The following is a 26,772-nucleotide window of genomic DNA, read 5'->3' as shown; positions in this document are numbered from 1 at the left end:
CGAGCCGGGCCGCATGTCATTGCCTTGCCCGCGCTGTTAGGATCGGAGCGGATCCCGCGCGCTCCTGGCGCGGATGACGAGAGGGAGCCCCGGCCGTGCCAGACAGACAACTGACCCTTCGCGCCATTCTGACCGGAATCCTCCTGGGCGCGCTGCTGACCCCCTGCAATATCTACTCGGGTCTCAAGATCGGCTGGTCCTTCAACGTCTCCATCATCGCGCTGCTGATCGCGTCGGGCTTCTGGGCCCTGCTCGATCGGCTGAGTCTCGGCCGGCCGCTCGGGGTGGGCGAGGCCAATATCGCGCAGACCACGGCCTCATCCTCCGCGAACATCATCTCGGGCGGCCTGGTGGCGCCCATCCCGGCCCTGGCCATGCTGACCGGCGCGAATCCGCCGACCGGCCAGCTGGTGGCCTGGGTCTTCGCGGTGAGCTTCCTCGGCATCTGGGTGGCCTGGTATCTGCGCGACTCGCTCATCCTGCGCTCGGGTCTGCCTTTTCCGACCGGCCGCGCCACGGCGGAGACCTTGCTGGAGCTGTTCGACAAGAGTCGCGAGGCGGCGCTCAGGCTGCGCGTGCTGCTGACGAGCATGGCCGTCGCCGGTGGGCTCAAGTGGCTGGACACGGGCTGGCTGGCGCTGCCGCGGCCGAGCCTGGGCTTCAGTCTCCCGGCGCTCGGCAAGCTCGCGGGCCTTGGCTCGGTCAGCGCCAAGAACCTGACCTTCACCCTGGATCCTTCGCTCATGCTGGCGGGGTTCGGCGCCATCATCGGCTTTCGCGCGGGGGTCTCATTGCTGCTCGGCGGCATCCTGTCCTGGGGCATGCTTGGGCCATGGGGGCTGTATCAGGGATTCGTGACGCCCGGTGAGGCGGATGCGGATGCCATCTGGTTCGCCGCCATGATCGAGTGGCTGCTGTGGCCGGGCGTCGCGCTCATGGTCAGCGCCGCGCTCACCAAGCTCGCCCTCCATGCCTACGCCAGCCGTCGCAAGGGCTCCGAGTTGCGTCCGGACGCAGCGGCAGATGGCGAGACTTGGCCGCGTCTACTGGGCTTGATGGTGGCGAGTGCCCTGGTGGTCATGGCGCAGGTTGGCTTCTTCGGTATCCATTGGCTGATCGCTACGCTGGCCGTGCCCATCGCCTTCCTGCTGGCCATGGTGGCTTCCCGCGTCGTGGGCGAGACGGGCATTCCGCCGATCGGCGCCATCGGCAAGGTGTCGCAGCTCGGCACCGGGGTGATGGCGCCGGGGGAGATGACCGCCAATCTCATTGGGGCCAATGTCGCCGGCGGCGCGGCCGGACAGAGCGCCGATCTGCTCAACGACTTCAAGGCCGGGCACGCCATCGGGGCGCCGCCGCGTCTGCAGGTGGTCGCGCAGATCTTTGGCGTGCTCACGGGCAGCCTGATCGGCAGCCTGGTCTACCTGAGTCTCATCCCAGATCCGGCAGCCATGCTGATCACGGAGGAGTGGCCGGCGCCGGCCGTCGCGACCTGGAAGGTGGTGGCGGAGACGTTGAGCCATGGGCTGTCCTCGGTGCCGGCGAGCGCGCTCTGGGCGGTGGGGATCGGCGGGATGATCGGCATCCTGGCATCCATCCTCGAGCATCGCCGCGGTCCGCGCTGGCTGCCGAGCATGCCGGCCTTGGGACTGGCCATGGTCATCCCGGCGTCGCTCTCCATCACCATGTTCTTCGGCAGTCTCGTCGCAAAGCTGCTGGAGCGTTGGAACCCGACGGTGGCGCAGCGTTTCCTGATCGCCGCGGCCTCCGGGCTCATCGCGGGCGAGAGCCTGACGGGCGTCGCCCGTGCCCTGGTCGGCATCTTGGAGTGAACCGGGATCGACCATGGAGCGAGCGTCGATCGATCATGCGATGCGCGTTCGGCGAAGACGATTCCATGTGCTTGTCGAACTTCTTGGGGCTTTGCACACCTGTGCCGCGTCAAGTTGAGACGTTCATCTCAGAATGGAGAGGCTGCTGTCCGCTGCGCTCGACGCACCTGGCAGGGCGGGGTAGAAGTGAGGCTATTCATCATCTTTCATGAGAGGAGGTGCGCGTCTTGCTCACTCGATTTCCGTGTCATGCAACCGCCCTCGTCATCCTATGTCTCTCCCCTTGGGCTGCGAGCGTTGCGGCTTCGGATCTTCCCGGGTCGTCAGGGCTGCCTCAGTCGTTGCTCACCCATGACGTCGCGGGTGCCGCGGATGGGGATCTCTTCGATGGATGGGGCAGCCAGGCCAAGTGGAGTGTTCTGCCTGCCCTGGTGAACCGCGCCAGGGCCAAGGGGCGCATCCGGGTTCTTGTCGGGTTCGATGTGCAACACGGCTTTCTGTCCGAGGGCCGGTGGGATTCGACGGATGCCGTCATCCGACAGCGCGCATCGATCGCTTCCGCGCAGAGCAACGTTGCTGATCTGTTGGCCGGTCTCCAGGCGCAGGTTCGGGCGAGTTTCAAGTATGTCCCAGGCATGGCCCTTGAGCTCGACGCGGACGCGCTAGAGGTGCTTGCGTCCTTGCCGCAGGTGCGGTGGATCGAGGAGGATGTCCCAACGCCACCGACGATGGAGAGCAGCAATCTCGTCATTGGCGCCGAGTCGGCATGGGCAATGGGTTACGACGGCAGCGGTCAGGTCGTGGCTGTCTTGGATACGGGTATCGACAAGACCCATCCGTTCTTCAGTACGGGCGGCAACAAAGTCGTCTCTGAAGCCTGCTATTCGACGACCGCCGCGACCTACGGGTCGACGAGCCTATGCCCCGGCGGAGTTGCTGAATCCGTGGCCGTTGGCTCTGGTGTCAACTGCTCTACTGCGATTTCCGGCTGCAAGGATGGGACGCACACGGCGGGGATCGTCGCCGGCAATGACGGCATCGGCCCGAACTTCGGCGTCGCGCCGGGCGCTGATCTGGTTTCGATTCAAGTCTTCTCGCGCATCGAAGGCACGGCTTGCGGCAGTCGGCCATCGCCTTGCGCCCTGTCGTATAAGAGCGATCAGGTGAAGGGGTTGGAGCGGGTCTATGAGCTTCGCCATCAGTATGCCATCGCCGCAGTCAACATGAGTCTTGCTGGTGGATGCTATAACGATCAGAACCTGTGCGACGCTGACAATGCCCTGCGTAAGGCCGCGATCGACAACCTGCGCAACGCGGGCATCGCAACGGTTGTGTCGTCTGGGAATAGTCTCTGCAAAGACAGTATTGGAGCGCCTGCCTGCATCTCCAGTGCGATTAGCGTCGGTGCGACCGACGATGACGATGTGGTGGCCGAGTTCTCGAACGTGGCCCCCTTCATGAGCCTGCTCGCCCCGGGATCCTCGATCACCTCGTCGGTTCCTGGTGGTGGCACGGAAACCTTGAGCGGCACCTCCATGGCGGCGCCGCATGTCGCCGGTGCCTGGGCGGTGCTCAGGCAATCCCAGCCCAAGGCAAGTGTCGATGTGGTCCTCGAGTCCTTGCAGGCGACCGGAGCCTCCGTGGACGATAGCCGCAGTGGTGGTCAGGTGACCGATATGCGTCGGATCAACGTCGACCTCGCGCTTGGGCTCGAGTGCTCGGCAAGCTCGATCTCGCTAGCGCCCGGTCTCTTTCTAGGCATTGGCGAGGTGCGCTCCGGCAACGACATTCTCACCTCCGGGAACCTCGTCATCGCCTCGGACGCGGCCGTCTCATTCAACGCAGGTCGCCAGATCCGGCTCAACAAGGGCTTTGCGGTGCGGGTGGGGGGGCTCTTCCAAGCACGGATCGGTCCGGTCGGCTGTCCGACGGGCTGAATCCACCCGGCATCACCACAAGCGACTGCCGACGCGCCGCATCGCCGCGATGCGGCAGGCGCGGCTTGGTGTGTGGAGCGACGAATCCTCAGCCGGGCGAAACCAGCTTGAGCCCAAGGATCCCGATGACGATGAGTCCAACGAAGAAGAAGCGCGCCAGGGTGGCGGGTTCGGCGAAGACGAGAATGCCGAGTGCGAAGGTGCCCACCGCGCCGATGCCGGTCCACACGGCATAGGCGGTGCCCATGGGGATGGTCTTCTGGGCTACCAGAAGCAGCGCTCCGCTGGCGATCATGCAGACGACGGCGAAGCCGATCCAGCCCCAGCGCAGCCCCGACTCACTGAGCCCTAGCTTCAGGCCGATGGGCCAGCCCCACTCGCAGAGGCCGGCGGCGAAGAGATAGATCCAGGCCATCGGCTAGGCGGAGCCGCCGATGCGCCACGCCCGGCGGCTCGCGTCCAGGTCCGACCCGACGCGCGCCGAGGCGTCGCGCCGGACGGACAGCGGCGCAACCGGCCTCACCGATGCGGCGCCACGTTCGGCACCAGCAGCACGGGGATATGGCTGTGCTGGATGACCTTGCGGGCCGTCGAACCGACCGACGAGCGACCTAGGAGTGCGTGCGTACAGGTGCCCATGACGATGAGGTCCGCGTCGCGCGCCTCGGCCGTCTTGATGATCTCCTCCGATGGCAGGCCGCTCGCGACCTCCAGCGCATCGACGATGTCCGCCTCGATGTCCGCGGGCGCGGCGTTGAGTTCGTCCTCGCAGAACTTGCTCAGGCGCTTGTGCATGGTCGCCAGGATCTCCTTCAATGCCTCCTGCTCGATCCGATGGACGTCCACGTCTGGCAGATAGGCGCCGATCACCGCGCGCCCCGTGTTGCCCAAGGGTTCCACCACATGCAGCATGGTGATGCGCGCGTTGCTGTATTGCGCGAGCGCGACGGCGTTGCGAAAGACCGGGCGCGTGTAACGGCCCAGGTCGGTCGCGTAAAGGATGTGCGTGTAGGTCGGCATCATAGGTCGGCTTTGGCCCCGCGGTTCAGTTGTAGCCTGAGGTTCAGTTGTAGCCCTGAAGTCTGTCGATGTATTCCGGCAGGAAGAGCGAGATCTGCGGGACATAGGTAATCAGCATCAAGAAACCAAGGAGCAGCAGCATCCAGGGCAGCACCGACTTGATGACCCAGCCCATGCTCTCGCCCGTGATGCCCGCGGTGACGAAGAGATTCAAGCCCACGGGCGGCGTCAGCATCCCGATCTCCATGTTCACGACCATGATGATGCCGAGATGGATGGGATCGATCCCCAGCTGGGTGGCGATCGGGAAGAGGATGGGCGCCATGATGAGCAGGATCGCCGAGGGCTCCATGAAGTTGCCGGCGATCAGCAGCAGGATGTTGACCACGACGAGGAACATCCAGGGCGAGAGTCCCCACTCGACGATCGTCTCGGCGATCTGATGCGGGATGCGCTCGGTCGTCAGGACATGCGCGAAGAGCATGGCGTTGGCGATGATGAAGAGCAGCATGATGGAGACCTTGGCGGCGTCCAGCACGACCTTGCGAACCTCCGGATTGGCGAAGCTGCGTGGAATCGCGAGCGGGACTTGCCAGAGGTTTCTCACCAGCAGGCGGCCCACGCCTTCGCCCGCTTGGCGCCAAGGGGTGCGTTTCAAGGGGCCGATATCGCGATAACCGATCACCGCGACCAGAAAGGCGTAGACGGCGGAGACGGCCGCGGCCTCCGTCGGGCTCGCGACGCCGCCGTAGATGGAGCCCAGCACGATGACGATCAGCAGGATGCCGCCGGAGGCACTGAAGCCGGCGCTCAGCACCTCCCGAAAGCCCGGCCAGGGCTGCGACGGCAGCCCCTTGATCCGCGCGGCGATGTAGATGGCGATCATCAGCAGGAGGCCCATGAGGATGCCCGGGATGAAGCCGGCCATGAACATGCGGGCGGCCGAGACCTCGGTCGCCGCGGCGTAGACCAGCATGACGATGGACGGCGGGATGAGGATGCCCAGTGTCCCCGCGTTGGTGATGACGCCCGCGGCAAAGGACTTCGGATACCCGGATTTGACCATACCGACGATGACAATGGTGCCGATGGCCGCGACGGTCGCCGGGGAGGAGCCCGACACGGCCGCGAACAGCATACAGGCCAGCACCGAGGCCATGGCCAGTCCGCCGCGGATGTGTCCGACGATATCGGTCGCGAAGCGAATCAGTCGCTTGGCCACGCCGCCTGTCGACAGAAAGGCGGAGGAGAGAATGAAGAAGGGGATCGCGAGCAGCGTGTAATGCCCTGACAGGGCCTCGAACAGCTTCAGTGTGATGGAGGCGATCGAGTCGTTGGAGAACAGCAGGATGGTGACGATGCTGGAGAAGCCGAGTGCGATGGCGATCGGCATCCCGAGCAGCATGCAGCCGAAGAGGAGCAGGAAGAGCGTGGCCGTGGTCATGGCGTCTCGACCCCCCGCTTGATCTCCTCGGCCAGGTGCATGCTCTCCTTGGCCTCGTCATTGCGCAGGAATCCGGTTGCCTTGCCGGTGATGACGGCCCAGAAGAGTCCAAGCAGGCGGATCGACAGCATCACCAGTCCGAGCAGCAGGATGCTTTGGGCGATCCAAGTCTGGATAGGGATGTCCTCCAGATCGATGCCGATCCGCTTCATCTTGCCCAGATAGACCCAGGCCCCTTGGATGAACAGCCCGCAGTACACCAATGAGAGCAGGATCGCGATCGCGCTGATCAGGCGCTGCCCGAGCGGCGAGAAGAGTTGCACGAAGGCATCGACGCCGATGTGGGCGCCGACCTTGAGCCCGTAAGAGACACCGAACAGCACGAACCACGCCGAGAGGTAGAGGGTCGCCTCCTGTCCCCAGGTCAGGCCCGTGTTGAAGACGAAGCGCAGAATCACCTCGAAGAACACCAGCAGGGTGATTCCGACCAGGAGGAGGGAGATGACGGCCTCCTCGATCTGATTGAGCACGCGGAAGAACATGGCGTGTGACCCGGAGTTGAAGGGTTGAGCGGGGCTGCGGCGGGCGTCGCGGGCGCTGTGCCCGGCGACGACCGATGGGGGCGGGCGGCCGCCCCCATCCAGGCGCAGGCGGCTTACTTCTGATTCGCCGCGTAGGCCGCGTCGATCAGCTCGGGGCCGATCTCCTTCTCGAACGTCTTCCACACCGGCTTCATGATCTGGACCCATTGAGCCCGTTGTTCCGGCGTCAGCTCGATGACCTCGGAGCGCTTGGAGTCGATGATGGCCTGACGGTCCTCGATGTCCTTCTCGCGCGCGATCTTGTTGCCATAGGCGACGGCCTCGTCGAGCGCGCCCTTGACGCCTGCGCGCACGTCATCCGGCAGTCCTGTCCAGAATTCGGTCGAGGTCACGACCATGTAGTCGAGCAGACCGTGATTGGTCTCGGTAATGTAAGGCTGCACCTCGAAGAACTTCTTGGAATAGATATTGGACCAGGTGTTCTCCTGGCCATCGATGGCCTTGGTCTGGAGCAGGGTAAAGACCTCGGAGAAGGGCTTCTTCAGCGGCGCCGCGTCGAGCGCCTCGAACTGCGCCTCGAGCACGGGCGAGGCCATGATGCGGAACTTGAGCCCCTTGGCGTCGTCCGGAACGCGCAGCGGCTTGCTCGAACTCAGCTGCTTCATGCCGTTATGGAGATAGCCCAGGCCGATGAGGCCCTTCTTCTTCATTGAGTCGAGCATCGCCTGACCCTTGTCGCTCTGCTGGAAGCGGTCGACGGCGTCCAGGTCTTCGAAGAGGAAAGGCAGGTCGTAGAGCGCGAGCTGGTCGGTGTAACGGCTGAACTTCGAGAGCGCGGGCGCGGCCAGCTGGACATCGCCGAGCTGCATGGCCTCGAGCACATTGTCATCGCCGAACAACTGCGAGTTGGGGTAAACCTCGACGACGACCTTGTCGCCCAGTCGCTCCGCGACCAGCTCCTTGAACTTGTTGGCGGCGAGGCCCTTGGGGGTGTTTTCCGCAACCACGTGGGAGAACTTGATGACGATGGGGTCCGCCGCGCTGGCGATGCCGGTCGCCAGCGCCGAGGCGGCGGTCGCGGCGAGCGTAAGTGCGGCTAGGGTGCGCTTCATTCTGGTGTCCTCGCGAAAATGTGTGGTGATTCGCCGATCCGTCTGGATCGGAGCACCATCAGCAAGGTACGGGCCAGAGGCGGTGCCGCTGGCCAGATGGCTGAATTCATGGGCTTCCTGGTCGGGTTGCCGGGGTTGCTCGTGAAGGAGATGGGTGGAAAGCGACCCATTCGAGCCCATGCTGCGGTACGGAAATCCGCTCATCCTATTTCTCGTCACGGCGTTTCAGTCGGCTCGACGGGCAAGACTGGCGTCGTCATTCTTGAGCCGTGAGAGGGTGGTGTGATGCCGGCGGCGAGATTCTCGCGCGCCACCGGATCGCGCACGCGGCAATCATTCGCATGCAAGGAGATATCGAGATTCCAATCCAGCCCGTTTTCGATGCCCGAGTGACTGCACGCGGCTACGCCATGACGTGCCTCGACAGACGCATGACGCCATGGCGGCCCTTCGGTGCTTGTCGAGGGTACCTGTCCCTCGGCGGCATCCTCGGGCTCTTGTTGATCACTCTCGCCGTGACCGGCTGTGAGCAGGGTGTCGAAGAGCACGGGGGAATCTACAAGGCGGAGGTGGGTTCGGTGCCCGCCTTCCCGCAGCGTCCGGGAGACCCGGAGAAGGGGCGCGACGCCTTCCTCAACCGGTCGATCGTCACTTGCGGCATCCCTGACCGCGTGTACCGCAAAATGGCTGGCGAGGCGCCGGTCGAGAGCGAGCAGCGCCTGGCCGGCCGTGCTGGGCGAAACGCGGAGCTGCCGTACAGGCTGACGGCGACGCAGTCGAGGTCCGGCGTGGAGCTGGTGACATCCAACTGCCTCGGCTGTCACGCGGCCGTTTTCGGCGATGCGGTGATTGTCGGGCTCGGAAACGAGTTCCTCGACATGACGCAGGATCCCTTGCTCGCCGTCGAGGCGGCGGGGGCGGTGGACATGAGCGAGGTCGAGCGGGCGGAGTGGCGGCGTTGGGCCGACCGCATCACGGCGATCGCCGACGACATCATGACCGACACCGTCGGTGTGAATTCGGCCAACAACATCACCTTGGCCTTGATGGCGCATCGCGATCCGATGACCCTCGCATGGTCGAATACACCACTGATCGAGCCGCCGCCCGAAAAGCCTCTGCCCGTCAGCGTCCCGCCGCTGTGGAACCTCGGGAAGAAGCGCGCCCTGTTCTACAACGCCGAGGGTCGGGGCGATCACGCGCGGTACATGATGTTGGCATCCACCGCCTGCGCGGACTCGGTGGAAGAGGCCGCCGCGATCGATGCCTGGTTCATCGACGTGCGGGCCTATCTAGCGACCTTGAGGGCGCCGAAGTACCCCTTTCCCGTCGATCCCGTCCTGGCGGAGCAGGGGCGGGGCGTCTTTCAACAGACGTGCAAGGAGTGCCACGGATCCCATGGCGAGGGCGGGCGCTACCCGAACAAGGTCGTGGCTCTCGGTAAGGTGAAGACGGATCCGGCGTTGGCGCGCATGGGATATAGCGACGCTGACAGGTTTCGCAGATGGTTCCAGCGGTCCTTCTACGGAGCACTCTCACAGGCCGCTCCTGCTCTCGGGTACATCGCCCCTCCGCTGGATGGCGTCTGGGCGACGGCTCCTTATCTGCACAATGCGTCCTTGCCCAACCTCGAGCTGCTCCTCGATAGCCAACGGCGTCCGAAGTATTGGGCATTCGATCGCGAGGGGGATCAGCTGCCGGCCTACGATCGGCAAGGCTTGGGTTGGGCGTACCGAGTGCTGGAGCAGGGAAAATCCGGCGCCATGAGCTGGGACGAGCGCAACCGCATCTACGACACCACCCTTCCGGGCTACGGAAACGGGGGCCATTCTTTTGGAGACGCTCTCACGAGCGCAGAACGGGCCGCTCTGTTAGAGTATTTGAAGACGCTATAAGGCCCGCGCTGGATGGGCCTGCAACTCCAGAGTCGATCCGGAAACGAAAGAAATGGGTCGGTAAGTAAGAAAAAGGGGTTGCAAGGAAGGGGATCCGAAGCTAGTATAAGCAGCTCAGTTGCGGGGTGGAGCAGTCAGGCAGCTCGTCGGGCTCATAACCCGAAGGTCGTAGGTTCAAATCCTGCCCCCGCTACCATATCAAAAGGCCTAGAGGTTTTTCCTCTAGGCCTTTTTTCGTTTGTCTGGAGCGGATGGTGACGCGCGCGGCCTCGTTGTACGCTAGGCAGCTTGTGGGCCATTAGGAATGCGCTGTGCAGAGCCGCGTTTTCTGCCGCGACCTCCCCATTTTGCGTCTCTCGGAGCGCGTAAAAGGCAATTCTCCCGGTCAAGTCTCCGAGCGGCTCTTGGTCGTGCGTCGGATCCACGACTTAGCCCACACTCTTTTCGGGGGATTGGCGATAGGATCCACCCACTATCGACAGCAGCAAGGGCGCCGATGAATCCTCAAAAATGATCAAAAAGATTCGAGTAGAAGATCTCAGGCTGGGGATGTATGTCCAGGACTTGAACTGTGGCTGGATGGATCATGGGTTTCTGCGCAGCCAATTTGCGGTGAAGTCCGAGGCGGCGTTGCAGCAGATCCTGCGAACGGGCACGCGAGAGCTCTACATCGATACGGACAAGGGGTTAGACCTCCCGACTGCGCCGACCGACACGGAGGTGATCGCGGGGTTAGAGGAGGAGTTGATCGAGATTGCGGGGGCGCAGTCTGGGGCTGAGCGCCCCGTTTCCTTGGCGAAGGAGCGTGCCCAGGCCAAGCGCATCCATAACGAGGCCATCAATCTGGTGAGCGGTCTCATGGAGGATGTGCGGCTCGGACAGCAGATCAGTCTGGAACGCGCCAATCCGGTGATCAGCGAGATGGTTGGCTCGATCTTTCGCAACCAGAATGCCCTCATGGGCCTGGCCCGCATTCGTCGCATGGATCGCTACACCTTCGAGCACTCGGTCAATGTGTCTGTGCTCATGGTGTCTTTCGCCCGAAGCCTGGGGTTGGATCAGACGCTGATCCATGAGATTGGGATCGGTGCATTGCTCCACGATATCGGCAAGACGCTGGTACCGAACGAGATCCTCAACAAGCCCGGCAAGCTGACGGATGAGGAATTCGTCGTGATGCGCAGTCATGTGGTCCATAGCCGCGATGTTCTATCGAGCATCCCTGGGATGCCGGCGGCGGCCTTGGCGGTGGCGGCCGAGCACCATGAGCGCGCGGATGCGAGCGGTTATCCGGACGGCAAGCGGCTCGATCAGATCACCCTGTTCGGCAAAATGGCATCCATCGTCGATGTCTATGACGCCATCACGTCGGATCGTGTCTATCACAAGGGCATGGAACCCCACCAGGCGTTGCGCAAAGTGTTGGAATGGAGCAGCCATCACTTCGATCCGCAGTTGGTGCAGCAGTTCATCCGGTGCGTGGGCATCTATCCGGTTGGCACGCTCGTCATGCTTGAGAGCAAACGGCTTGCCGTGGTCATCGAGGCGGGGCGTGATGAGCTGTTCAGCCCCGTGGTGCGCATCGTGATGGATGCCAAGCATCGCCGCTATTTACCCATTCAGGACTTGGACCTTTCGGCGCAGGGCAGAGGGGGCAAGGATCGCATCCTGAGTGCCGAGTCAACGCAGCGCTGGCGCATCGACCCGGAGGAGATTCTGCAGATGCCGCTGCGGTAGGGTGGCGGTTGGGTTGCCGATTGTCATGCCGCACAAAAAAGCCGCATCCTCTTGGATGCGGCGATGAGTGCGCGTCAGCCAGGGATCCCCTGGCCGATTCCGATTAGCGCATCTGTGTCGCCAGACCGGAGTCCTGCGGGATGACGCTCAACGCGTTGCTCATGATGCGCGGCACGCGCTTGAGAATCTCCGGGTGATCGCTCAGGATCACGACCGTCGCACCGATGCGTTTGAGGCGCTCGTTGAGCAGCCAAAGCAACGCCATTCCTGAGTCGAAGACGCGGTCCAGGCCGGTTAGGTCCATGATGCAGGTGCGCAGCGTGGACGGAATGGCGGTAAAGAGCTGGCAGACTTCCTCTGTGATCGTGAGATCGAGGTTGCCGTGGAAGGAGAGATCGAGCCGATCCTCGCTCGCGATAAAAGACGTGATCATGGGCATGACAGCCATCCTCCTGTGGTTTGCACTTCGTCGGCTGATTCCGACTCGGGCAGTCGCGTTCGGTCTCTTCTAAGAACCCAGTGCGTCCGCAACCCATCTGGGTATTCATTATGGACCTTTTGATCTGGGTTTGCCCAGCGCTCTTGTAGGGGCTTTCCCACTCGCGCACGAGGGGAACAGGAAGGCGGTGCCTACAAGCTTATAATTATAGTGGGTTTAACACCACAGCCAAGTCCGTAAGACTACTTACAACTCGAATCTTGCCGGCGCGATTTCCTCGGTTTTTTCATCGCGCAACGGCTTCGCGCCCCTCTGCCTTGGGCTCACTGCGCCCCTGTCATCCAATCTTCACAGCGCTCGCCGACGTGCTGGTGTAGCGTTCGATTTCCTTGTGACGTTCAAGGGGTAACGCCGCGCCGGGCGCTTCCGATCAGCCCCGTGGCGGACCCGATCAACAGGTGGTCCCGTGAGGTACAAGCATCCAGTCGCGGCCTTGGGGGCGACGGCACTCGCGCTGAGTTTGGTCGCGCTCGCATTCGCCGTCCTCCCGAGCACAGTGGTTCCGCTGGCAATGGGTGATGCCGGGTCATCCGGCTCGGACGCGCAGGGGCATCTCGACCTCCGCAATACCCGCATCCGCAACCGCTTCGCCTACATCGCGCCCCAGTGCTACGTTCTCAATCGGGACGAGACCAATGCGGTGCTGAATCCTTGTTACGTCTGCCATCAACGCGGCAAGGTTCCCAACTACCTGGACGACAGCGATTTCCAGCTCAGCTATCAGATGACCGAGCAGGGCCTGACCAATCCCTGGTCGAACCTCTTCGAAGACCGCTCCGCCCGCATCGAAAGTCTCGGCGATGGCGAGATCCTCGAGGCCGTGCGCACCAGCAACTATGTGACGGAAGCGGGCGAGCTGATCCTCGCCCAGCGCCTGGCGGACTTGCCGGTGACCTGGGACCTGGATGGCGATCACCACTGGGACGGCTATCGCCCCGACGCCTATTTCCGCTTCGATTCACAGGGCTTCGACCTCGACCCGGATGATGGCTACACCGGCTGGCGCGCCTTTGCCTACTACCCCACGCCAGGCACCTACTGGCCGACTAACGGCTCGGCCGGGGACGTGTTGATTCGGCTGCCCGAGGCCTTTCGCCGCAACGGCCAGGGCGAGCTGGATCCGACCCTCTACGCGCTCAATCTGGCCATCGTGGAATCCCTCGTCAAGGGCGCGGACGTGGCCATCGACCCGGTCGATGAGAACCTCTACCGGAGCGATCTCAACAAAGACGGCAGCCTTGGCTGGACCAACCTGGTGCGTTACGACTGGGCACCGCTCGAGGGCCGGACGATGTCCTATCTCGGGCAGGCCGGTGAGCAGCAGACGGCGGGCAAGCTGCAGTTGGCCGCTGGCCTCTTTCCCGAGGGGACTGAGTTTCTGCAGAGCCTCCGCTATCTGGACCTGACAGAGGAGGGCCGGGTTCAGCCGGCCGCGCGGATGAAGGAGCTGCGCTATGCGCGCAAGCAGAGCTGGTACAACTACAGAGAGTTGAAGGGCCTGGTCGACCGGGAGAACGCCGAGCGGCGCGAGTACGAGAACAACACCATCAAAGAGGTGCCCGGGGACTATGAGCGTGGTCTCTTCGCGCAGGGCTGGGTCTACCAGGGATTCATCGAGGCCGCGGACGGCAGTCTGCGACCGCAGAGCCAGGAGGAGAGCCTCTACTGTATGGGTTGCCACAGCGGACTGGGTGCGACCACGGATACCACCTTCGCCTTCGCCCGCAAGCTCGATGCCGGTGCCCATCAACGGGGTTGGTATCACTGGTCGCAGAAGGATGCCTCGGGTCTCGACGAACCCAAGGTTGAGATCCAGGGCGCCGGTGTGCAGTACGAGTACAGCGACTATCTGATGTACACCCGATCGGGCAGTGACTTCCTGGACAACGCGGAGCTGCGGGGGCGCTTCTTCAACGCCGACAAGACGCCCAGGGCCGAGGCCTTCGCACGGCTCCACACCGACATCAGCCAGGCATTGATGCCCTCGGCCGAGCGGGCGCTGGCGCTCGACAAGGCCTATCGCACCATCGTCGAAGATCAGGACTTCGTCCATGGCCGGGACGCCAACATCGCCCCCTTCAGCTGGGCGCTGCCCATCGTGCCACCGGATCTTCCCACCGGGGTCGAGCAGGCCGCCAATCCGCTCGCCTTCGGCGGCTGTTTCGCCGCCGATGACGCCTGTGTTCCGGATCAGTTGGAAGCCAAGGACGCGGACCCCTGGGCATCCCTGATCACGGGCGTCGGGATGGACGGCCCCAAGGGTGCGCGCGATCAGGCGGACTGGCAGGATGTGTCGGCGACCGACTAGGCAATGTCTGAAAGAGGGGGAGGGCGCGCGGACGTGACGCTCGGGACTGCGCCAGCTCGGCGCGCTACGAAAAAGGCCGGCGAATCGCCGGCCTTTCGTCCGGTTTCGACGGGGCGTCAGTACCCGCCCTTGCGATTGACGGCTGGTAGACCGGCGATCTTGGTGCCCTGCTTCGTCGGCGCAAGCGGGAAGAGCTGGTAGAGGTCCTTGCTCGTGGGCTTGCTGCCCCACATCTTGCCCAGGTCCTTGAGCACGGCCCGCTCCATCGGCTGGTTCTGGCCGTTGTTGATGTATTCGTCGCGCAGGTAGTTGATCACATCCCAGTGCTTGTCCGTGAGCGCGATTCCCTCGATCTCGGCCAGCTTGCGCGCCACGTCCTCATCCCAATCGGCGTGGCTCTCAAGATAACCGGTCTCGGTCGTTGCGATGCTTTTGCCATTTACCTCGATGGCCATCTTCTTGCTCCTCGATTCATCATGAAGTCATGAGTGGTCAGTTCACCGGCCACTCGGTTCGTCGGTTGGTTCAAACCTCAGAATTTTATGATTTTATGATGAACGAGTCACCCGGTTGTTGGCGAATCCATGCCTGGTGGCCGCTCAGGACGCCTTCTTGACCGAGTCGATGCCTTTGTGGGGGATGAAAATGCCGCATCCCATGAGGCGATGGGGACCTAGTCCCAGCTGCTGGAGCCGCATGGACTCGTCCTTGGTGAGGCCGGAGAGCATGAGGCTGCGGGTGTGGATCGGGCCATTTGGGCCTTGCAGCCGAGTGGCCTTGCCGCAGAGGGCCTTGCGGATCTTGATATCCATCTCTGTGAGCGCTCGCGCGGCCAACTCCAGGAAATGCGCTTCGGTCAGCTCCGGCTCGGAGTCGGCCCCCGTGGCCAGGTAGCGGGTGAAGAGGGTCGTTTCGGTGCTCAGGGGCTTGATCTTGCCGGATCCGAGGGCGATGCCGTTGCCGGCGACCTCTAGCTGGACGCCAGGCAGCGCGGCCAGCAGCTCGTCGGCGCGGGCCTTGGGCGCGCGAATGCAGAGCTTGGTCCGACGCGAGACCATGAGCAGCGAGTCCGGTCCATGCTCCGGGCGCTCCCAGCCATTTTGTGAGCCGGCGACGTGGATGCTATGGATGCCAATGAGCGGCTCCCGGGCAATCCAGGGGATGGCTGACTGAATGGCCGCGGAGAGCAGATAGGCGTGGTCGACGGGGATGCGCTTGCATTCGATCGAGAAGAGGATATCGACGATCTCCTCCGCGCCGTTCGAGTCTTCCGTCGTTTCGTCTTCATACCAGAACATGCGATTTCACTCCGCGGATGCTGCTGTGTGCGGCGGATGGGTCGTCCAGCGACGTGCGCCCGATCTCAGGCGAGGGGTAAGCGCTCTTGGAGTGCCTCGCGGTCGAACCACCAGTTGTCCTGCACCAGGACGTCGACGACGTTGCGCAATCGGACCAGGAACTTCTCCGGCTCCTTGAGCTCCAGGCGTTCCATCCACTCGTCGAGCTGTGCGGGGGAGTCGACGCCGCTATGACGCCGGGCGACCAGGCCAAGCAGTTGGGTGGCGAAGAACATCAGATCCTCGCGCTGCCGACCCTCCGCGCGCACGTCGGCGAGGAAAAGGGCCGTGGTGGCGGCGACAGCGGCGCCGTCGGCATCGTCTGGCGTGTCCTCGATGACGTGATTGAGCAGCTCGACCGTCAGCTCCGGGTCGATCGGGCAGGTGACGGCGATCCAGATGCCGTGCCCGAGTGCGGCGATGGAGTCGGGCTGATTGGCCTGGAAGAGCACATCGCACGCATCCGCGGCGAGTTCGAACTGATTCCATTCGATGAAGTGATCGAAGGCCGTGCGTGCCATCGGCCAGGCCTCGGCGCCGCGATCGAGATTGGCCAGGGTACGCGCGACTTGCAGTTGCAAATCGGCAAGGTGATGCGCGGAGCCTCCACTGCGTTTCAGTTCGCTCAGGTGCTCATTCAGGACTTGGAGGTGCGACTCCAGCGCCGCCGTCTCGACGCCGAATCCAAGGACGGAGTCGGCCGCGGTGTCTGGTAGCCGTGCGGTGAGTAGGTCGAATTGCTTCATGGTCGACTGCCTTCGGCCTGTGTTAACGAAGGAGTCCGCTGAAAGCGGCCTCGAGTCGGTCCTCCCAGTTCTCCGGTGTGTCCGGGTAGGGTGGCTTGACGTCCATGCGGAAGAAGCGCTCTCCTGATCGGGCGACGTCCTGTACCAGCGGGATCAGCGCCTCGAAGGATTCGATACCTTGATTGGCTACAAGGATTTCACTCAGCTTTAGCATGGGGTGTCCTAACCGTTCCTTTCGATTGGATGGTGAATCTGGACCTGGCCGCGTGGGCCGCTGGTCTCCTCCTGCACGCCCGAAGGCTGGGTGCGGTGTTCCATGGTAGGGGCGCCCGGCGAGGTGGGCCGCTCTCCCGCGATCTTGGTTTCGATTCTGTCGCGGTAGCGAACCCGATAGAGCAGTCGCCCTGAGCGACCCGCTGGGAGATCCTCGAATCCTGATCGGTTGTGGAGCACGTTGTTCGAAACGATGCCTTCTCCGGGCTCCAACCTGTGGTGGAAGGTGAAGGCGTCCGCGGACGAAAACAACTGATCCAGGGCCTTGCGGGCCAGCGCGGTCGCGGCGTTGTCGCGCCAGACGACATGCTTTCCACGGGCTGAATAGCGCATGTGCAAGTGTCCCCGGCGGACCGAGAAGACCGGTCCGATGCGCGCCGGGCGCAGCGTTTCCTCGGCCTGGGTGTGCGCTGGGATGAGGAGCGCCCGCGGATGGGTCAGTGCCTCGATATGGCGCGGCGAGTCGTCCCTGAGGCGGATGTAGGCGATTTCGGGATCCAGGAGGGCGTTGACGCCGCCCCGATGCGCCGGACGCACGCAGAAGAGTGTCCAGGCTTCGACCTGGTCCTCGGGCGCGTTGTAGTAGCCGTCGGTATGCCAGCTCAACGGCCGATTGGTATAGGGAATGAAGTCCGTGCGTCGCGCGCCACCGCCCGCGTTGTCCCGCGTCGCCGTCGCGGCCTCGATGTGGCTCACCGCGCGAGTGTCGGCAAAGAGGTTGGCGTCGGTGCGCTGAAGTCCCAATGCCCGGCCGACGGCGAGCACGCCCGCCGGGCAGACGTCTTCGGGGCGGGCCTGAATCAGGGCCATGTTGAAGCGGGCGACGCGCGTCTTGATGGCGTCCAGCTCCGCCGCGGTCGGGTGGTGGAGGTCGTCGATCTCGATGCGGATGCGCTCGATCCCCGCGGGGTAGTGCGCGAGCTTGAGGCGGCGCCACCGCAGGTAGGCGTCCTGATCGTCGAGATCCATGGGGTCGAACATGTGTGTCTGGTCCAACGCTTGTCCGGGCATATCAGAAAATAGTAATATTACGAAACATTGGCCTTTTTGCCCGGTGCCTTGTAGCATCCTGGCGCGATGGGCTCAAGATTGTGGGTCGCGACAGGGGAGGGCAAGGGTCGCGACATCCGGTGGGTCAAGGGATGCGGGGCGCCGTTCGACCGAGATGGGAAAGGCCATATCCCGAAAGGGATAGAGGTGGGGTAGATATCCCCCCCAATCGTGGAATGGGCGGGCTTACAGTCAATCGGTACATTAAGAAATGCCGATGGGGCTGCCGGTACGAAAACAGACGACGCACATAGTCGGTACCACCACCTCCAACTCAGATGTGACGTGATGTATGAACCTGTTGCTCCGGCAAGGCCGCCGCAACCCGCTCGTGCACGCGAAAAACCACTCACTTTCCTGGTTAATCGATAGGAGAGACCGCGCAATGGCGATCGATAAGCACACGACCCCGATGCTCGACCAGCTTGAAACGGGCCCCTGGCCAAGCTTCATCTCAGGCATCAAGCGCCTGCGCGACGAGCATCCAGAGCCGCGCATCAACGAAATGACCAACGACTTGTTGGGTCAGCTCGAGCACTCTTACGAGACCCGTAAGGGCTACTGGAAAGGGGGGACGGTGTCGGTCTTCGGTTATGGCGGCGGCATCATTCCCCGCTTCTCCGAGGTGGGTAAGGCCTTCCCCAAGTCGAAGGAATTCCACACCCTGCGCGTCCAGCCGCCAGCGGGCAACCACTACTCGACGGCCATGCTGCGCCAGTTGGCCGACAGCTGGGAAAAATACGGCTCGGGCCTGGTCACCTTCCACGGCCAGACCGGCAATATCATGTTCATCGGGACGGATACCCACAACACCCAGCATTTCTTCGACGAGATCAATGAATACGGCTGGGACCTCGGCGGCGCCGGCCCCTGCGTGCGCACCGCGATGTCCTGCGTCGGCGCGGCACGTTGCGAGATGTCCTGCACCAACGAGCTGAAGGCTCACCGGATGCTCGTCAACAACTTCGTCGACGACGTTCACCGTCCGGCGCTTCCCTACAAGTTCAAGTTCAAGGTCTCCGGCTGCGCCAACGACTGCCAGAACGCCATCGAGCGCTCCGACTTCGCGGTCCTGGGCACCTGGCGCGACGACATGAAGGTCGATCAGGCCGAGGTCAAGAACTACATCGCCGACAAGGGCCGCCAGTACTACGTCGACAACGTGATCACGCGCTGCCCGACCCAGGCGCTGTCGCTCAACGACGACGACACGCTGAACGTCAACAACCGCGACTGCGTGCGCTGCATGCACTGCCTCAACGTCATGCCCAAGGCGCTCCATCCTGGGGACGACAAGGGTGTCACCATCCTCATCGGTGGTAAGCGCACGCTCAAGATCGGCGACCTGATGGGAACCGTCGTGGTTCCCTTCAAGAAGCTGGAGACCGAGGAAGACTACGAGTCCATGGTCGAGATGGCTGAAACCATCATCGATTTCTGGGCCGAGAACGGCCTGGAGCACGAGCGTTGCGGCGAGATGATCGAGCGCATCGGCTTGGCCAACTTCCTGGACGGCATCGGCATCGAGCCGGACCCCAATATGCTGAGCCACCCGCGCCAGAGCTCCTACATCCGCATGGATGGCTGGGACGAGGCCGCCGAGGAATGGTTCGCGCGTCAGGCCGAGGCCGGCAACTGAGCCGCCCCGAACTGACGACCATACTCATCACCTGAACTGAACCATTCGAACAGAATCATTCGGAGGATTAGGCAATGGCGGAAATGCGCGAGCCAATCGAGTCAGGCTGTCCAGATCCCTGGCAGTACCTGCATCCCGTAATGCGGAAAAACTTCGGGATGTGGAAGTATCACGAGCACCCGCGCCCGGGTGTGCTGCTGCACGTCGCCTACAGCGGTGACAAGATCTGGACGGTCAAGGCCGGCACCCAGCGTATCCTGGACGTCTTCTCGCTGCGCAAGCTGTGCGATATCGGCGACCAGTTCGCGGACGGCTACGTCCACTTCACCCTGCGCTCCAATATCGAGTACATGGTGAGCGAGGAGTCCAAGGTTCAGCCGTTGATCGACGCCCTGGAAGGCGCTGGCTTCGTGGTCGGCGGAACCCAGAACTCGGTGGCCATGATCTCGCACACCCAGGGCTGGCTGCACTGCGACATCCCGGGCACCGATGCCTCGGGCGTGGTGAAGTCCATGATGGACGAACTCATCGACGAGTTCCGCAACGCCACCATGCCCAACCGGGTGCATATCACGACCTCCTGCTGCCAGATCAACTGCGGCGGGCAGGGCGATATCGCCATCAACATCCAGCACACCAAGCCGCCGAAGATCAACCACGATCTGGTCGCCAACGTCTGCGAACGCCCCTCGGTCGTCGCGCGTTGCCCGGTCGCGGCCATCCGCCCGGCCATGGTCAACGGCAAGCCGTCGCTGGAAGTCGACGAGCGCAAGTGCATCTGCTGCGGTGCCTGCTTCCCGCCCTGTCCGCCCATGCAGATCAACGACGCGGAGCACTCCAAGCTGGCGATCTGGGTCGGTGGCAACCACTCCAACGCCCGCGGCAAGCCGACCTTCCAGAAGCTGGTCGCCGCCGGTATCCCCAATAATCCGCCGCGCTGGCCCGAGGCGACCGCCATCGTCAAGCGCATCCTCAAGGCGTACAAGGAAGGCGCCAAGGATTGGGAGCGGATCAACGAGTGGATAGAGCGCATCGGCTGGCCTCGTTTCTTCGAGGAGGTCGAGCTGCCGTTCACCAAGTATCACATCGATACCTGGCGCGGAGCACGCGCGAGCTTCAACAGCTCGTCCTACATCCGGTTCTGAGAAGAAGCGGGGTTGTCCCGATTTCGGGGCGGTGATGGAACGCTTGGCGCCGGATGATCCGGCGCTGCGTCCCGGCCATCCCCCGCCAAGCCCCAGCTGCGGGCGTGAGGCGGCAGGGGCCATGCGTCCCAATTACTGACAACTGACCACTGACCACTGACCACTGACAACTCTATTCCGAGGTCGACATGAAGTTCGCACTTCAGATCAACGAGGGACCCTATCAGCACCAGGCGTCCGACTCGGCCTACATGTTCGCGAAGGCCGCGCTGGAGAAGGGGCATGAGATCTTCCGTGTCTTCTTCTATCACGATGGTGTCAATAACTCGACGCGTCTGACGACGCCGCCGCAGGATGACCGTCACATCGTCAACCGCTGGGCGGAGCTGGCCGAACAACACGATCTCGACATGGTCGTCTGCGTGGCCGCGGCCCAACGTCGCGGTGTCGTGGACGAGGGTGAGGCTGGCCGCAATGGCAAGGACGCCACCAACATCCATCCCAGGTTCCGGATTTCCGGGCTCGGGCAGCTGGTCGAGGCGGCGATCCAGGCCGACCGTCTCATCGTCTTCGGCGATTAAGGGGGCTAAGACATGTCGGAAGTCGTGAAGAAATTCATGTACCTGAATCGTAAGGCCCCTTACGGCACCATCTACGCGTGGGAGGCCCTGGAGGTCGTGCTCATCGGTGCGGCCTTCGATCAGGACGTGTGCGTCATGTTCGTGGATGACGGCGTCTACCAGCTCACCAAGGGGCAGGATACGAAAGGGATCGGGATGAAGAACTTCTCCCCGACCTATCGCACCCTGGGCGACTATGAGGTCAAGCGGATCTTCGTGGATCGCGCCTCGCTGGAGGCCCGCGGGCTCACCCAAGAAGACCTGGTCGAGATCGCCTGGGAGGATTTCGAGACTGAGGAAGAGATCGAGAACATCGTCGAAGTCGTGGATGCGGCACGCGTCAGCGAGCTGATGAACGAATCCGACGCAATCTTCAGTTTCTAGAACGCTCTAAGGAATCTCGGGAGTCGTCCCAATGACCATTCTGCACACCGTGAATAAATCACCCTTCGAGCGGAATTCGTTAGAATCCTGCCTGAAGTTTGCCACCGAGGGCGCCGCCGTCCTGTTGTTCGAAGATGGGATCTACGCCGCTCTGTCCGGGACGAGCGTGGAGACCCAGGTCGCCGGAGCGCTCGACAAACTCAAAATCTACGTGCTCGGCCCCGATCTGAAGGCGCGGGGTTTTCGCGAAGAGCGCGTTATCGCTGGAATCAGCGTCGTGGACTATGCGGGTTTCGTGGACCTAACCGCGGAAAACGACACGGTTCAGGCCTGGTTGTAGCTTTCGTTTTACAGAAACCGAAGAGAGGAATATCGCGATGTCTGACACGATCGAAGTTGATGGCAAGCAATTTGCCGTGGACGAAGAGGGCTATCTGGCCGACCTGAACGACTGGGTTCCGGGTGTGGCTGGCGTCATGGCCAAGCAGGACAACCTGGAGCTGACCGACGAGCACTGGGACATCATCAACTTCCTCCGCGAGTATTACGAGGAATACCAGATCGCTCCAGCCGTTCGCGTGCTGACCAAGGCCGTCGGCAAGAAGCTGGGCAAGGAGAAGGGCAACAGCAAGTACCTCTATAGCCTGTTCCCCTACGGACCGGCCAAGCAGGCTTGCCGCTTCGCCGGCCTCCCGAAGCCGACCGGCTGCGTCTAACAGCTGATCCGCCGGTGAGCCGCGCGACCTTCGTGGTCGCGCCGGCTTGCCGGACCACAATAAAGATCCACTGAGGTAGCGGAAACATGGCGTTTCTGACGAACTTCTACGCCTTCCTGTTTTACTTCGCCGCTTTCGTGCTCGTCGCCGGCCTGGTCTTCAAGATCGTCCAGTACTCGCGTACTCCGGCGCCCCTGAAGATCCCGACGACCCCGGCTCCGACGACGCGCAGTGGCGTCGTATTCAGGATGATGCGCGAAGTCGTCCTCTTCGAGAGCCTGTTCCGCGGCAATAAGTGGACCTGGATCTTCGGCTGGATGTTTCACTTTGGGCTCTTCATGGTGACGCTGCGACACCTGCGCTACTTCATGGAGCCGGTCCCGTTTCCGATCGAACTCGTCCAGCCTTTTGGAATCTATGGCGGCCTGGCGATGATCGTGGGGCTTGCCGGGCTCTGGTCAAGGCGCTTCTTCGTCGACCGTGTGAAGTACATCACCTCAACCTCGGATCATCTTATCCTCGGGCTGCTCATTCTGATTGGCTGCAGCGGTCTGTTGATGAAGTTCGTCTTCCACACCGATGTGGTTGAGATCAAGACCTTTTTTCTGGGTCTTTACAGTTTCGACATCAAACCCTTGCCGGGTGATCCGCTCCTTCTGCTCCACCTGTTCCTGGTCGCCTCTCTGATGATCATCTTTCCGTACAGCAAGCTCCTGCATGCGCCGGGACTCTTCTTCAGCCCGACCCGCAACCAGGTCGACAACCCGCGTGAGCAACGGCACATCGCGCCCTGGGCGAAAAGACTCGACCAGCCATAGGACCGTCGCAATCCGACCATCCCGCGATCCGAGTCGTCTTCCGCATTGAGAGGTTGATCCATGGCCAAGGCAACGTTTGAAGTCCCAGAACTGAGTCAGTACACCGAGGTTCCGCCGGTCACGCCTGGCACCATGGCTCACAGTGCGCCCTTCAAATCGAAGGATGAGTGGCAGGACGCGCTCGGTTTTCCAGGCGAGTTGCCGGAGGACTGGCAGGCCAGGGCCATCGACAAGATGGGCGACCTGCTCGGCAAGTACCGCTCACTGCGCGTTTACATGGACTCTTGCGTCAAGTGTGGCGCCTGCACCGACAAGTGCCACTACTTCCTGGGTACGAAAGATCCCAAGAACATGCCGGTCGGCCGCCAGGATCTGATGCGCAAGGTGTATCGGCGCTACTTCACGTTGGCGGGCCGGTTCTTCCCCAAGCTGGTCGGCGCCGAGGACTTTACGAAGGAAGTCCTGGACGACTGGTACAGCTACTTCCACCAGTGCTCGCAGTGCCGCCGTTGCTCGGTCTTCTGCCCCTATGGCATCGATACCGCCGAGATCTCCATGGCCGCGCGCGAGATCATGGACAGCATCGGCGTCGGCCAGAAGTACTGCAACGAGATCATCGCGAAGGTCTACAGGATCGGCAACAACCTGGGTCTGCCTGGCCCAGCGCTGGAGGACACCCTCGAAGGTCTGGAAGAGGACGTGTTCGACGAGACCGGCGTCAAGGTGCGCTACCCGCTCGACGAAGAGGGTGCCGAAATTTTGTTGGTGACGCCCTCGGCGGACTTCTTCGCCGAGCCTCATGTGGACGGACTCATCGGCTACGGCAAGGTCTTCCACGAGGCGGGCGTCTCCTGGACCATGAGTTCCTATGCCTCCGAGGCCGCGAACTTCGGCATGTTCATTGGCTCTTACGCCAACATGCGCCGGCTTGCGCAGCGCATTCGCGAAGCGGCCATCAAGCTCAAGGTCAAGCGCATCGTGTTCGGCGAGTGTGGCCATGCGTGGCGCGTCGCCTACAGCTTCCTCAACACCTTGGCCGGCCCCTGGGATTTCCTGGATCCGCGCTACCCGGTGCCGCAGCACATCTGCGAATTCACCTACGACCTCATCCAGAAGGGCAAGCTCAACCTGGATAAGAGCGAGAACGACGACAAGGTGCTGACCTTCCACGATAGCTGCAACGTCGCCCGCGCCTCGCGCATGGGCAGCACGCCCGGCGGTCAGTTCGAGATCCCGCGCGCCATCCTCAAGGCGACCTGCAACAACTTCTACGACATGGACGAGGACACCATCCGCGACCGCACCTTCTGTTGCGGCGGCGGCGGCGGATTGCTGACCGACGACCTCATGGAGATTCGCGTCAAGGGCGCCAAGCCCCGGCTGGATGCCCTGAACAACGTGATGCAGGAGAAGGGCGTGACGCACATGGCCGCTATCTGCGCCATCTGCAAGAGCCAGTTCACCAAGGTTCTGCCCTACTACGGAATGGAGATGGACCAGATCGTCAGTCTGCACCAGCTCGTGTCGAATGCGCTGGTGCTCACGCCCGGCGAGGACGACGAGGAGCCGGATGAAGACGACGATCTCGACAAGAACGATAACGACGAAGAGACAGACGAGGCGGCCTGACCGGGGCCATCGAGCGAGTCCGGTCCGCGCCCAGGCGCGTCGACGGGTTCGCGTGATGATACGAACACCCTGATTCCGCGTCAGGGCTCAAACTGGTACGGAGAGTGATCAAGATGGCAACTTCCAGCGACGAGATGAAGACCAAGCCCTCCTGGCGTCGGTTCGAGGACGGCGAGCACGTTTGGGACGACCTGACGCAAAAGATCTTCAACGAAGATCATTCTCATAAGTGCCCGACCTATGTCCACAAGACGCCGCCCTGTCAGGGCAGCTGTCCCTCGGGTGAGGATATCCGTGGCTGGCTGCAGATCGTGCGCGGCATGGAAAAGCCGCCGCAGGGGATGGACTGGCGCGAGTACGCCTTTCGCCGCTCCACGGAGGCCAATCCCTTCCCGTCGATGATGGGCCGTGTCTGTCCGGCGCCCTGTCAGGACGGCTGCAACCGCAACGAGCTGGAAGACTTCGTCGGCATCAACGCCGTCGAGCAGTTCATTGGCGATACCGCCATCGCGAACGGCTACAAGTACGATGCAGCCCCCGCCGATACGGGCAAGCGCGTTGCCATCGTCGGTGGTGGTCCCGCTGGTCTCGCCGCGGCCTACCAGCTGCGCCGCAAGGGCCACGCCTGCACCATCTTCGAGGCCAACGAGGGCCTGGGCGGCATGTTCCGCTTCGGCATCCCCGGCTACCGCGTGCCGCGCGATAAGTTGGACGCGGAGATCCAGCGCATCCTCGACCTCGGTCAGATCGAGGTGAAGCTCAAGACCCGCATCGGCACCGACGTCACCGTTGAGCAGCTGGAGAAGGATTACGACGCCATTCTCTGGTCCATCGGCTGTCAGAGCGGGCGCGGCTTGCCGGTTCCCGGTTGGAACGATACCCCCAACTGCGTCTCGGGCGTCGCCTTCCTCAAGGCCTACAACGAAGGCCGTATGAAGGTCACCGCCGGCAAGGTGGTGTGCGTCGGTGGCGGCGATACCTCGATCGACGTCGTCTCGGTCGCGCGCCGTCTTGGCCATATCACCAAGACCGGTAGCAGCGACCTGCCGGAGACCGTCATCCGCGATGGCTATGTCGCGCACGACGCCGCCACGGCCGCGGCTGCCGAGGGCGCCGAGGTCACGCTGACCTCGCTCTTCACCCGCGACAAGATGACGGCCTCCGAGCACGAGGTCGACGATGCGACGCGCGAGGGCGTGACCATTCTCGACGGTGTCATGCCGGTCGAGGTCATCAAGGACGCCAACGGCCGCGCAACTGGCCTTAAGGTGGCTGATTGCACCATGGTTGACGGCCGGCCGACGCCGGTCGATGGCACCGAGCGTGTGCTCGAGGCGGAGCTCATCGTCTCCGCGATCGGGCAGGGCGGCGATCTCTCCGGTCTGGAGGGTCTCGACAACGGTCGCGGCCTCATGGACTCGGACAAGTTCTACCAGGTTCCTGGCAAGGCGGGTCACTTCGTCGCTGGCGACATCATCCGCCCGCACCTGCTGACCACCGCCATCGGTCAGGCCTGGATCGCCGCCGACTCCATCCACGACTATGTCATGCAGGCCGAGCACAAGCGTCGCCCCAAGGTCGACGTCCATCACTTCAACCTGCTCGACAAGATGACCGAGGCGAATCTGGCACCCGAGAGCTTCGAAGTGGCGCAGGCCGGTGATCTGCGCGGGACCTCCGATGCCAACTATGCGATCCACAATTACGAAGACCGCTCGGGCGCCGAGATCATCCCGCACGACGAGCTCTTCCTCGGGCATTTCAACTATGTCGCGCGCAACCTGCGCAAGGAAGAGGTGCCAAGTTCCGACGACGTTCTGGGTCATTTCCACGAGCGCGTCATCGGGCTGACCGAGGAAGAGGCGATCAACGAGGCCAAGCGCTGCATGAGCTGCGGCATGTGCTTCGAGTGCGACAACTGCGTCATCTTCTGTCCTCAGGATGCCGTCTTCCGTGTCGACAAGGGCAGCCGCACAACCGGGCGCTACGTGGATACCGACTACGCCAAGTGCATCGGCTGTCATATCTGCGCCGATGTCTGCCCCACCGGCTACATCAAAATGGGGCTCGGGGAGTAAGCAACGTGGAG

The 26,772-nt window shown here is 62.8% G+C and carries 26 protein-coding genes and 1 tRNA gene; 16 read left to right on the top strand and 11 right to left on the bottom strand.

Features of this window, described 5'->3' with window-relative positions:
• Nucleotides 1–95: 95 nt before the first annotated feature.
• Nucleotides 96–1,832 (top strand): OPT/YSL family transporter, encoded by a 1,737-nt coding sequence (locus tag CKO23_RS13150; protein WP_200331864.1) that lies wholly within the window; start codon nt 96–98, stop codon nt 1,830–1,832.
• Between the two features lie 341 nt (nt 1,833–2,173).
• Complete coding sequence (locus tag CKO23_RS13145; protein ID WP_200331863.1) at nt 2,174–3,769, top strand: S8 family peptidase; 1,596 nt, start codon at nt 2,174–2,176, stop codon at nt 3,767–3,769.
• A gap of 88 nt (nt 3,770–3,857) precedes the next feature.
• Here CKO23_RS13145 and CKO23_RS13140 read toward each other — a convergent pair whose 3' ends face one another.
• The 5 genes from CKO23_RS13140 to CKO23_RS13120 form a co-directional block, all read right to left on the bottom strand.
• Nucleotides 3,858–4,184 (bottom strand): DMT family transporter, encoded by a 327-nt coding sequence (locus tag CKO23_RS13140; RefSeq protein WP_200331861.1) that lies wholly within the window; start codon nt 4,182–4,184, stop codon nt 3,858–3,860.
• 104 nt (nt 4,185–4,288) lie between these two features.
• Nucleotides 4,289–4,789, bottom strand: a complete 501-nt coding sequence (locus CKO23_RS13135; RefSeq protein WP_242482416.1) for a universal stress protein — start codon at nt 4,787–4,789, stop codon at nt 4,289–4,291.
• Between the two features lie 43 nt (nt 4,790–4,832).
• A complete protein-coding gene (locus CKO23_RS13130) occupies nt 4,833–6,233 on the bottom strand; it encodes a TRAP transporter large permease (protein ID WP_200331857.1) in 1,401 nt (466 codons plus the stop codon).
• Nucleotides 6,230–6,775 (bottom strand): TRAP transporter small permease, encoded by a 546-nt coding sequence (locus tag CKO23_RS13125; protein WP_200331855.1) that lies wholly within the window; start codon nt 6,773–6,775, stop codon nt 6,230–6,232. The genes CKO23_RS13130 and CKO23_RS13125 overlap by 4 nt, the downstream gene beginning before the upstream one ends.
• Nucleotides 6,776–6,888: 113 nt before the next feature.
• Nucleotides 6,889–7,887: a TRAP transporter substrate-binding protein gene (locus CKO23_RS13120; protein ID WP_200331853.1), complete on the bottom strand. Its 999-nt coding sequence runs from the start codon at nt 7,885–7,887 to the stop codon at nt 6,889–6,891.
• A gap of 96 nt (nt 7,888–7,983) precedes the next feature.
• On the opposite strand from CKO23_RS13120, the gene CKO23_RS13115 reads away from it, so the two are divergent.
• From CKO23_RS13115 to CKO23_RS13100, 4 genes are all read left to right on the top strand, one after another.
• Nucleotides 7,984–8,160: a hypothetical protein gene (locus CKO23_RS13115; protein ID WP_200331851.1), complete on the top strand. Its 177-nt coding sequence runs from the start codon at nt 7,984–7,986 to the stop codon at nt 8,158–8,160.
• Nucleotides 8,161–8,318: 158 nt separating this feature from the next.
• Nucleotides 8,319–9,782: a c-type cytochrome gene (locus CKO23_RS13110; protein WP_200331849.1), complete on the top strand. Its 1,464-nt coding sequence runs from the start codon at nt 8,319–8,321 to the stop codon at nt 9,780–9,782.
• A 119-nt stretch (nt 9,783–9,901) separates the two neighbouring features.
• Nucleotides 9,902–9,978, top strand: a tRNA-Met gene (locus CKO23_RS13105).
• Between the two features lie 314 nt (nt 9,979–10,292).
• On the top strand, nt 10,293–11,519 hold the full coding sequence (locus tag CKO23_RS13100) for an HD-GYP domain-containing protein (protein WP_200331847.1): 1,227 nt from the start codon (nt 10,293–10,295) through the stop codon (nt 11,517–11,519).
• A 103-nt stretch (nt 11,520–11,622) separates the two neighbouring features.
• Here the strand turns inward: CKO23_RS13100 and CKO23_RS13095 are convergent, their stop codons facing one another.
• On the bottom strand, nt 11,623–11,958 hold the full coding sequence (locus CKO23_RS13095) for a hypothetical protein (protein ID WP_200331845.1): 336 nt from the start codon (nt 11,956–11,958) through the stop codon (nt 11,623–11,625).
• 466 nt (nt 11,959–12,424) lie between these two features.
• On the opposite strand from CKO23_RS13095, the gene CKO23_RS13090 reads away from it, so the two are divergent.
• On the top strand, nt 12,425–14,326 hold the full coding sequence (locus CKO23_RS13090) for a hypothetical protein (RefSeq protein ID WP_200331843.1): 1,902 nt from the start codon (nt 12,425–12,427) through the stop codon (nt 14,324–14,326).
• A gap of 116 nt (nt 14,327–14,442) precedes the next feature.
• On the opposite strand, the gene CKO23_RS13085 is transcribed toward CKO23_RS13090, so the two are convergent.
• The 5 genes from CKO23_RS13085 to CKO23_RS13065 form a co-directional block, all read right to left on the bottom strand.
• Nucleotides 14,443–14,781: a TusE/DsrC/DsvC family sulfur relay protein gene (locus CKO23_RS13085; protein WP_200331841.1), complete on the bottom strand. Its 339-nt coding sequence runs from the start codon at nt 14,779–14,781 to the stop codon at nt 14,443–14,445.
• Between the two features lie 144 nt (nt 14,782–14,925).
• The gene (gene cas6 / locus CKO23_RS13080) at nt 14,926–15,624 is read right to left on the bottom strand and encodes a type I-MYXAN CRISPR-associated protein Cas6/Cmx6 (protein ID WP_200331840.1); all 699 of its coding nucleotides are present in this window, start codon (nt 15,622–15,624) and stop codon (nt 14,926–14,928) included.
• Between the two features lie 65 nt (nt 15,625–15,689).
• Nucleotides 15,690–16,409, bottom strand: a complete 720-nt coding sequence (locus CKO23_RS13075; RefSeq protein ID WP_200331838.1) for a hypothetical protein — start codon at nt 16,407–16,409, stop codon at nt 15,690–15,692.
• A gap of 22 nt (nt 16,410–16,431) precedes the next feature.
• Entirely contained in the window at nt 16,432–16,623 is a 192-nt protein-coding gene (locus tag CKO23_RS13070) for a sulfur relay protein DsrC (protein WP_200331836.1), read from the bottom strand.
• Nucleotides 16,624–16,631: 8 nt separating this feature from the next.
• Nucleotides 16,632–17,663 (bottom strand): TauD/TfdA family dioxygenase, encoded by a 1,032-nt coding sequence (locus tag CKO23_RS13065; protein WP_200331898.1) that lies wholly within the window; start codon nt 17,661–17,663, stop codon nt 16,632–16,634.
• Between the two features lie 454 nt (nt 17,664–18,117).
• Between CKO23_RS13065 and dsrA the strand changes: the two genes are divergently transcribed.
• The 9 genes from dsrA to CKO23_RS13020 all read left to right on the top strand — a co-directional run bounded on the left by dsrA (nt 18,118) and on the right by CKO23_RS13020 (nt 26,761).
• On the top strand, nt 18,118–19,371 hold the full coding sequence (dsrA, locus tag CKO23_RS13060) for a dissimilatory-type sulfite reductase subunit alpha (protein WP_200331834.1): 1,254 nt from the start codon (nt 18,118–18,120) through the stop codon (nt 19,369–19,371).
• A gap of 74 nt (nt 19,372–19,445) precedes the next feature.
• Nucleotides 19,446–20,516: a dissimilatory-type sulfite reductase subunit beta gene (gene dsrB, locus CKO23_RS13055; protein WP_200331832.1), complete on the top strand. Its 1,071-nt coding sequence runs from the start codon at nt 19,446–19,448 to the stop codon at nt 20,514–20,516.
• Between the two features lie 188 nt (nt 20,517–20,704).
• The gene (gene tusD / locus CKO23_RS13050; RefSeq protein ID WP_200331830.1) at nt 20,705–21,097 is read left to right on the top strand and encodes a sulfurtransferase complex subunit TusD; all 393 of its coding nucleotides are present in this window, start codon (nt 20,705–20,707) and stop codon (nt 21,095–21,097) included.
• Between the two features lie 12 nt (nt 21,098–21,109).
• Nucleotides 21,110–21,520 carry a sulfurtransferase complex subunit TusC gene (tusC, locus tag CKO23_RS13045; RefSeq protein ID WP_200331828.1) on the top strand — a complete coding sequence of 137 codons (411 nt, stop codon included), beginning with the start codon at nt 21,110–21,112 and terminating at the stop codon, nt 21,518–21,520.
• A gap of 31 nt (nt 21,521–21,551) precedes the next feature.
• The gene (gene tusB / locus CKO23_RS13040; protein ID WP_200331826.1) at nt 21,552–21,860 is read left to right on the top strand and encodes a sulfurtransferase complex subunit TusB; all 309 of its coding nucleotides are present in this window, start codon (nt 21,552–21,554) and stop codon (nt 21,858–21,860) included.
• A gap of 37 nt (nt 21,861–21,897) precedes the next feature.
• The gene (locus tag CKO23_RS13035) at nt 21,898–22,236 is read left to right on the top strand and encodes a TusE/DsrC/DsvC family sulfur relay protein (RefSeq protein ID WP_200331824.1); all 339 of its coding nucleotides are present in this window, start codon (nt 21,898–21,900) and stop codon (nt 22,234–22,236) included.
• 86 nt (nt 22,237–22,322) lie between these two features.
• Nucleotides 22,323–23,054 carry a respiratory nitrate reductase subunit gamma gene (locus CKO23_RS13030; RefSeq protein ID WP_200331822.1) on the top strand — a complete coding sequence of 244 codons (732 nt, stop codon included), beginning with the start codon at nt 22,323–22,325 and terminating at the stop codon, nt 23,052–23,054.
• Between the two features lie 60 nt (nt 23,055–23,114).
• Nucleotides 23,115–24,683: a sulfate reduction electron transfer complex DsrMKJOP subunit DsrK gene (dsrK, locus tag CKO23_RS13025; RefSeq protein ID WP_200331820.1), complete on the top strand. Its 1,569-nt coding sequence runs from the start codon at nt 23,115–23,117 to the stop codon at nt 24,681–24,683.
• Between the two features lie 113 nt (nt 24,684–24,796).
• Complete coding sequence (locus tag CKO23_RS13020) at nt 24,797–26,761, top strand: NAD(P)-binding protein (RefSeq protein WP_200331819.1); 1,965 nt, start codon at nt 24,797–24,799, stop codon at nt 26,759–26,761.
• Nucleotides 26,762–26,772 lie beyond the last annotated feature (11 nt).

The organism is Thiocystis violacea (genome assembly GCF_016583565.1).
Lineage (GTDB): Bacteria > Pseudomonadota > Gammaproteobacteria > Chromatiales > Chromatiaceae > Thiorhodococcus > Thiorhodococcus violaceus_A.
This window is presented reverse-complemented; position numbering and strand designations above follow the sequence as displayed.

Excerpts from the sequence above, each read along its gene's own strand:
- CKO23_RS13095 (WP_200331845.1), bottom strand. The coding sequence starts at position 11,958 with ATGCCCATGATCACGTCTTTTATCGCGAGCGAGGATCGGCTCGATCTC.
- tusD (WP_200331830.1), top strand. The coding sequence starts at position 20,705 with ATGAAGTTCGCACTTCAGATCAACGAGGGACCCTATCAGCACCAGGCG.
- CKO23_RS13110 (WP_200331849.1), top strand. The coding sequence starts at position 8,319 with ATGACGCCATGGCGGCCCTTCGGTGCTTGTCGAGGGTACCTGTCCCTC.
- CKO23_RS13035 (WP_200331824.1), top strand. The coding sequence starts at position 21,898 with ATGTCTGACACGATCGAAGTTGATGGCAAGCAATTTGCCGTGGACGAA.
- CKO23_RS13115 (WP_200331851.1), top strand. The coding sequence starts at position 7,984 with ATGGCTGAATTCATGGGCTTCCTGGTCGGGTTGCCGGGGTTGCTCGTG.
- CKO23_RS13120 (WP_200331853.1), bottom strand. The coding sequence starts at position 7,887 with ATGAAGCGCACCCTAGCCGCACTTACGCTCGCCGCGACCGCCGCCTCG.
- CKO23_RS13085 (WP_200331841.1), bottom strand. The coding sequence starts at position 14,781 with ATGGCCATCGAGGTAAATGGCAAAAGCATCGCAACGACCGAGACCGGT.
- CKO23_RS13125 (WP_200331855.1), bottom strand. The coding sequence starts at position 6,775 with ATGTTCTTCCGCGTGCTCAATCAGATCGAGGAGGCCGTCATCTCCCTC.
- CKO23_RS13020 (WP_200331819.1), top strand. The coding sequence starts at position 24,797 with ATGGCAACTTCCAGCGACGAGATGAAGACCAAGCCCTCCTGGCGTCGG.
- cas6 (WP_200331840.1), bottom strand. The coding sequence starts at position 15,624 with ATGTTCTGGTATGAAGACGAAACGACGGAAGACTCGAACGGCGCGGAG.
- CKO23_RS13065 (WP_200331898.1), bottom strand. The coding sequence starts at position 17,663 with ATGTTCGACCCCATGGATCTCGACGATCAGGACGCCTACCTGCGGTGG.
- dsrA (WP_200331834.1), top strand. The coding sequence starts at position 18,118 with ATGGCGATCGATAAGCACACGACCCCGATGCTCGACCAGCTTGAAACG.
- tusC (WP_200331828.1), top strand. The coding sequence starts at position 21,110 with ATGTCGGAAGTCGTGAAGAAATTCATGTACCTGAATCGTAAGGCCCCT.
- CKO23_RS13130 (WP_200331857.1), bottom strand. The coding sequence starts at position 6,233 with ATGACCACGGCCACGCTCTTCCTGCTCCTCTTCGGCTGCATGCTGCTC.
- CKO23_RS13070 (WP_200331836.1), bottom strand. The coding sequence starts at position 16,623 with ATGCTAAAGCTGAGTGAAATCCTTGTAGCCAATCAAGGTATCGAATCC.
- CKO23_RS13140 (WP_200331861.1), bottom strand. The coding sequence starts at position 4,184 with ATGGCCTGGATCTATCTCTTCGCCGCCGGCCTCTGCGAGTGGGGCTGG.
- CKO23_RS13100 (WP_200331847.1), top strand. The coding sequence starts at position 10,293 with ATGATCAAAAAGATTCGAGTAGAAGATCTCAGGCTGGGGATGTATGTC.
- CKO23_RS13135 (WP_242482416.1), bottom strand. The coding sequence starts at position 4,789 with ATGCCGACCTACACGCACATCCTTTACGCGACCGACCTGGGCCGTTAC.
- CKO23_RS13030 (WP_200331822.1), top strand. The coding sequence starts at position 22,323 with ATGGCGTTTCTGACGAACTTCTACGCCTTCCTGTTTTACTTCGCCGCT.
- CKO23_RS13075 (WP_200331838.1), bottom strand. The coding sequence starts at position 16,409 with ATGAAGCAATTCGACCTACTCACCGCACGGCTACCAGACACCGCGGCC.
- dsrB (WP_200331832.1), top strand. The coding sequence starts at position 19,446 with ATGGCGGAAATGCGCGAGCCAATCGAGTCAGGCTGTCCAGATCCCTGG.
- tusB (WP_200331826.1), top strand. The coding sequence starts at position 21,552 with ATGACCATTCTGCACACCGTGAATAAATCACCCTTCGAGCGGAATTCG.
- dsrK (WP_200331820.1), top strand. The coding sequence starts at position 23,115 with ATGGCCAAGGCAACGTTTGAAGTCCCAGAACTGAGTCAGTACACCGAG.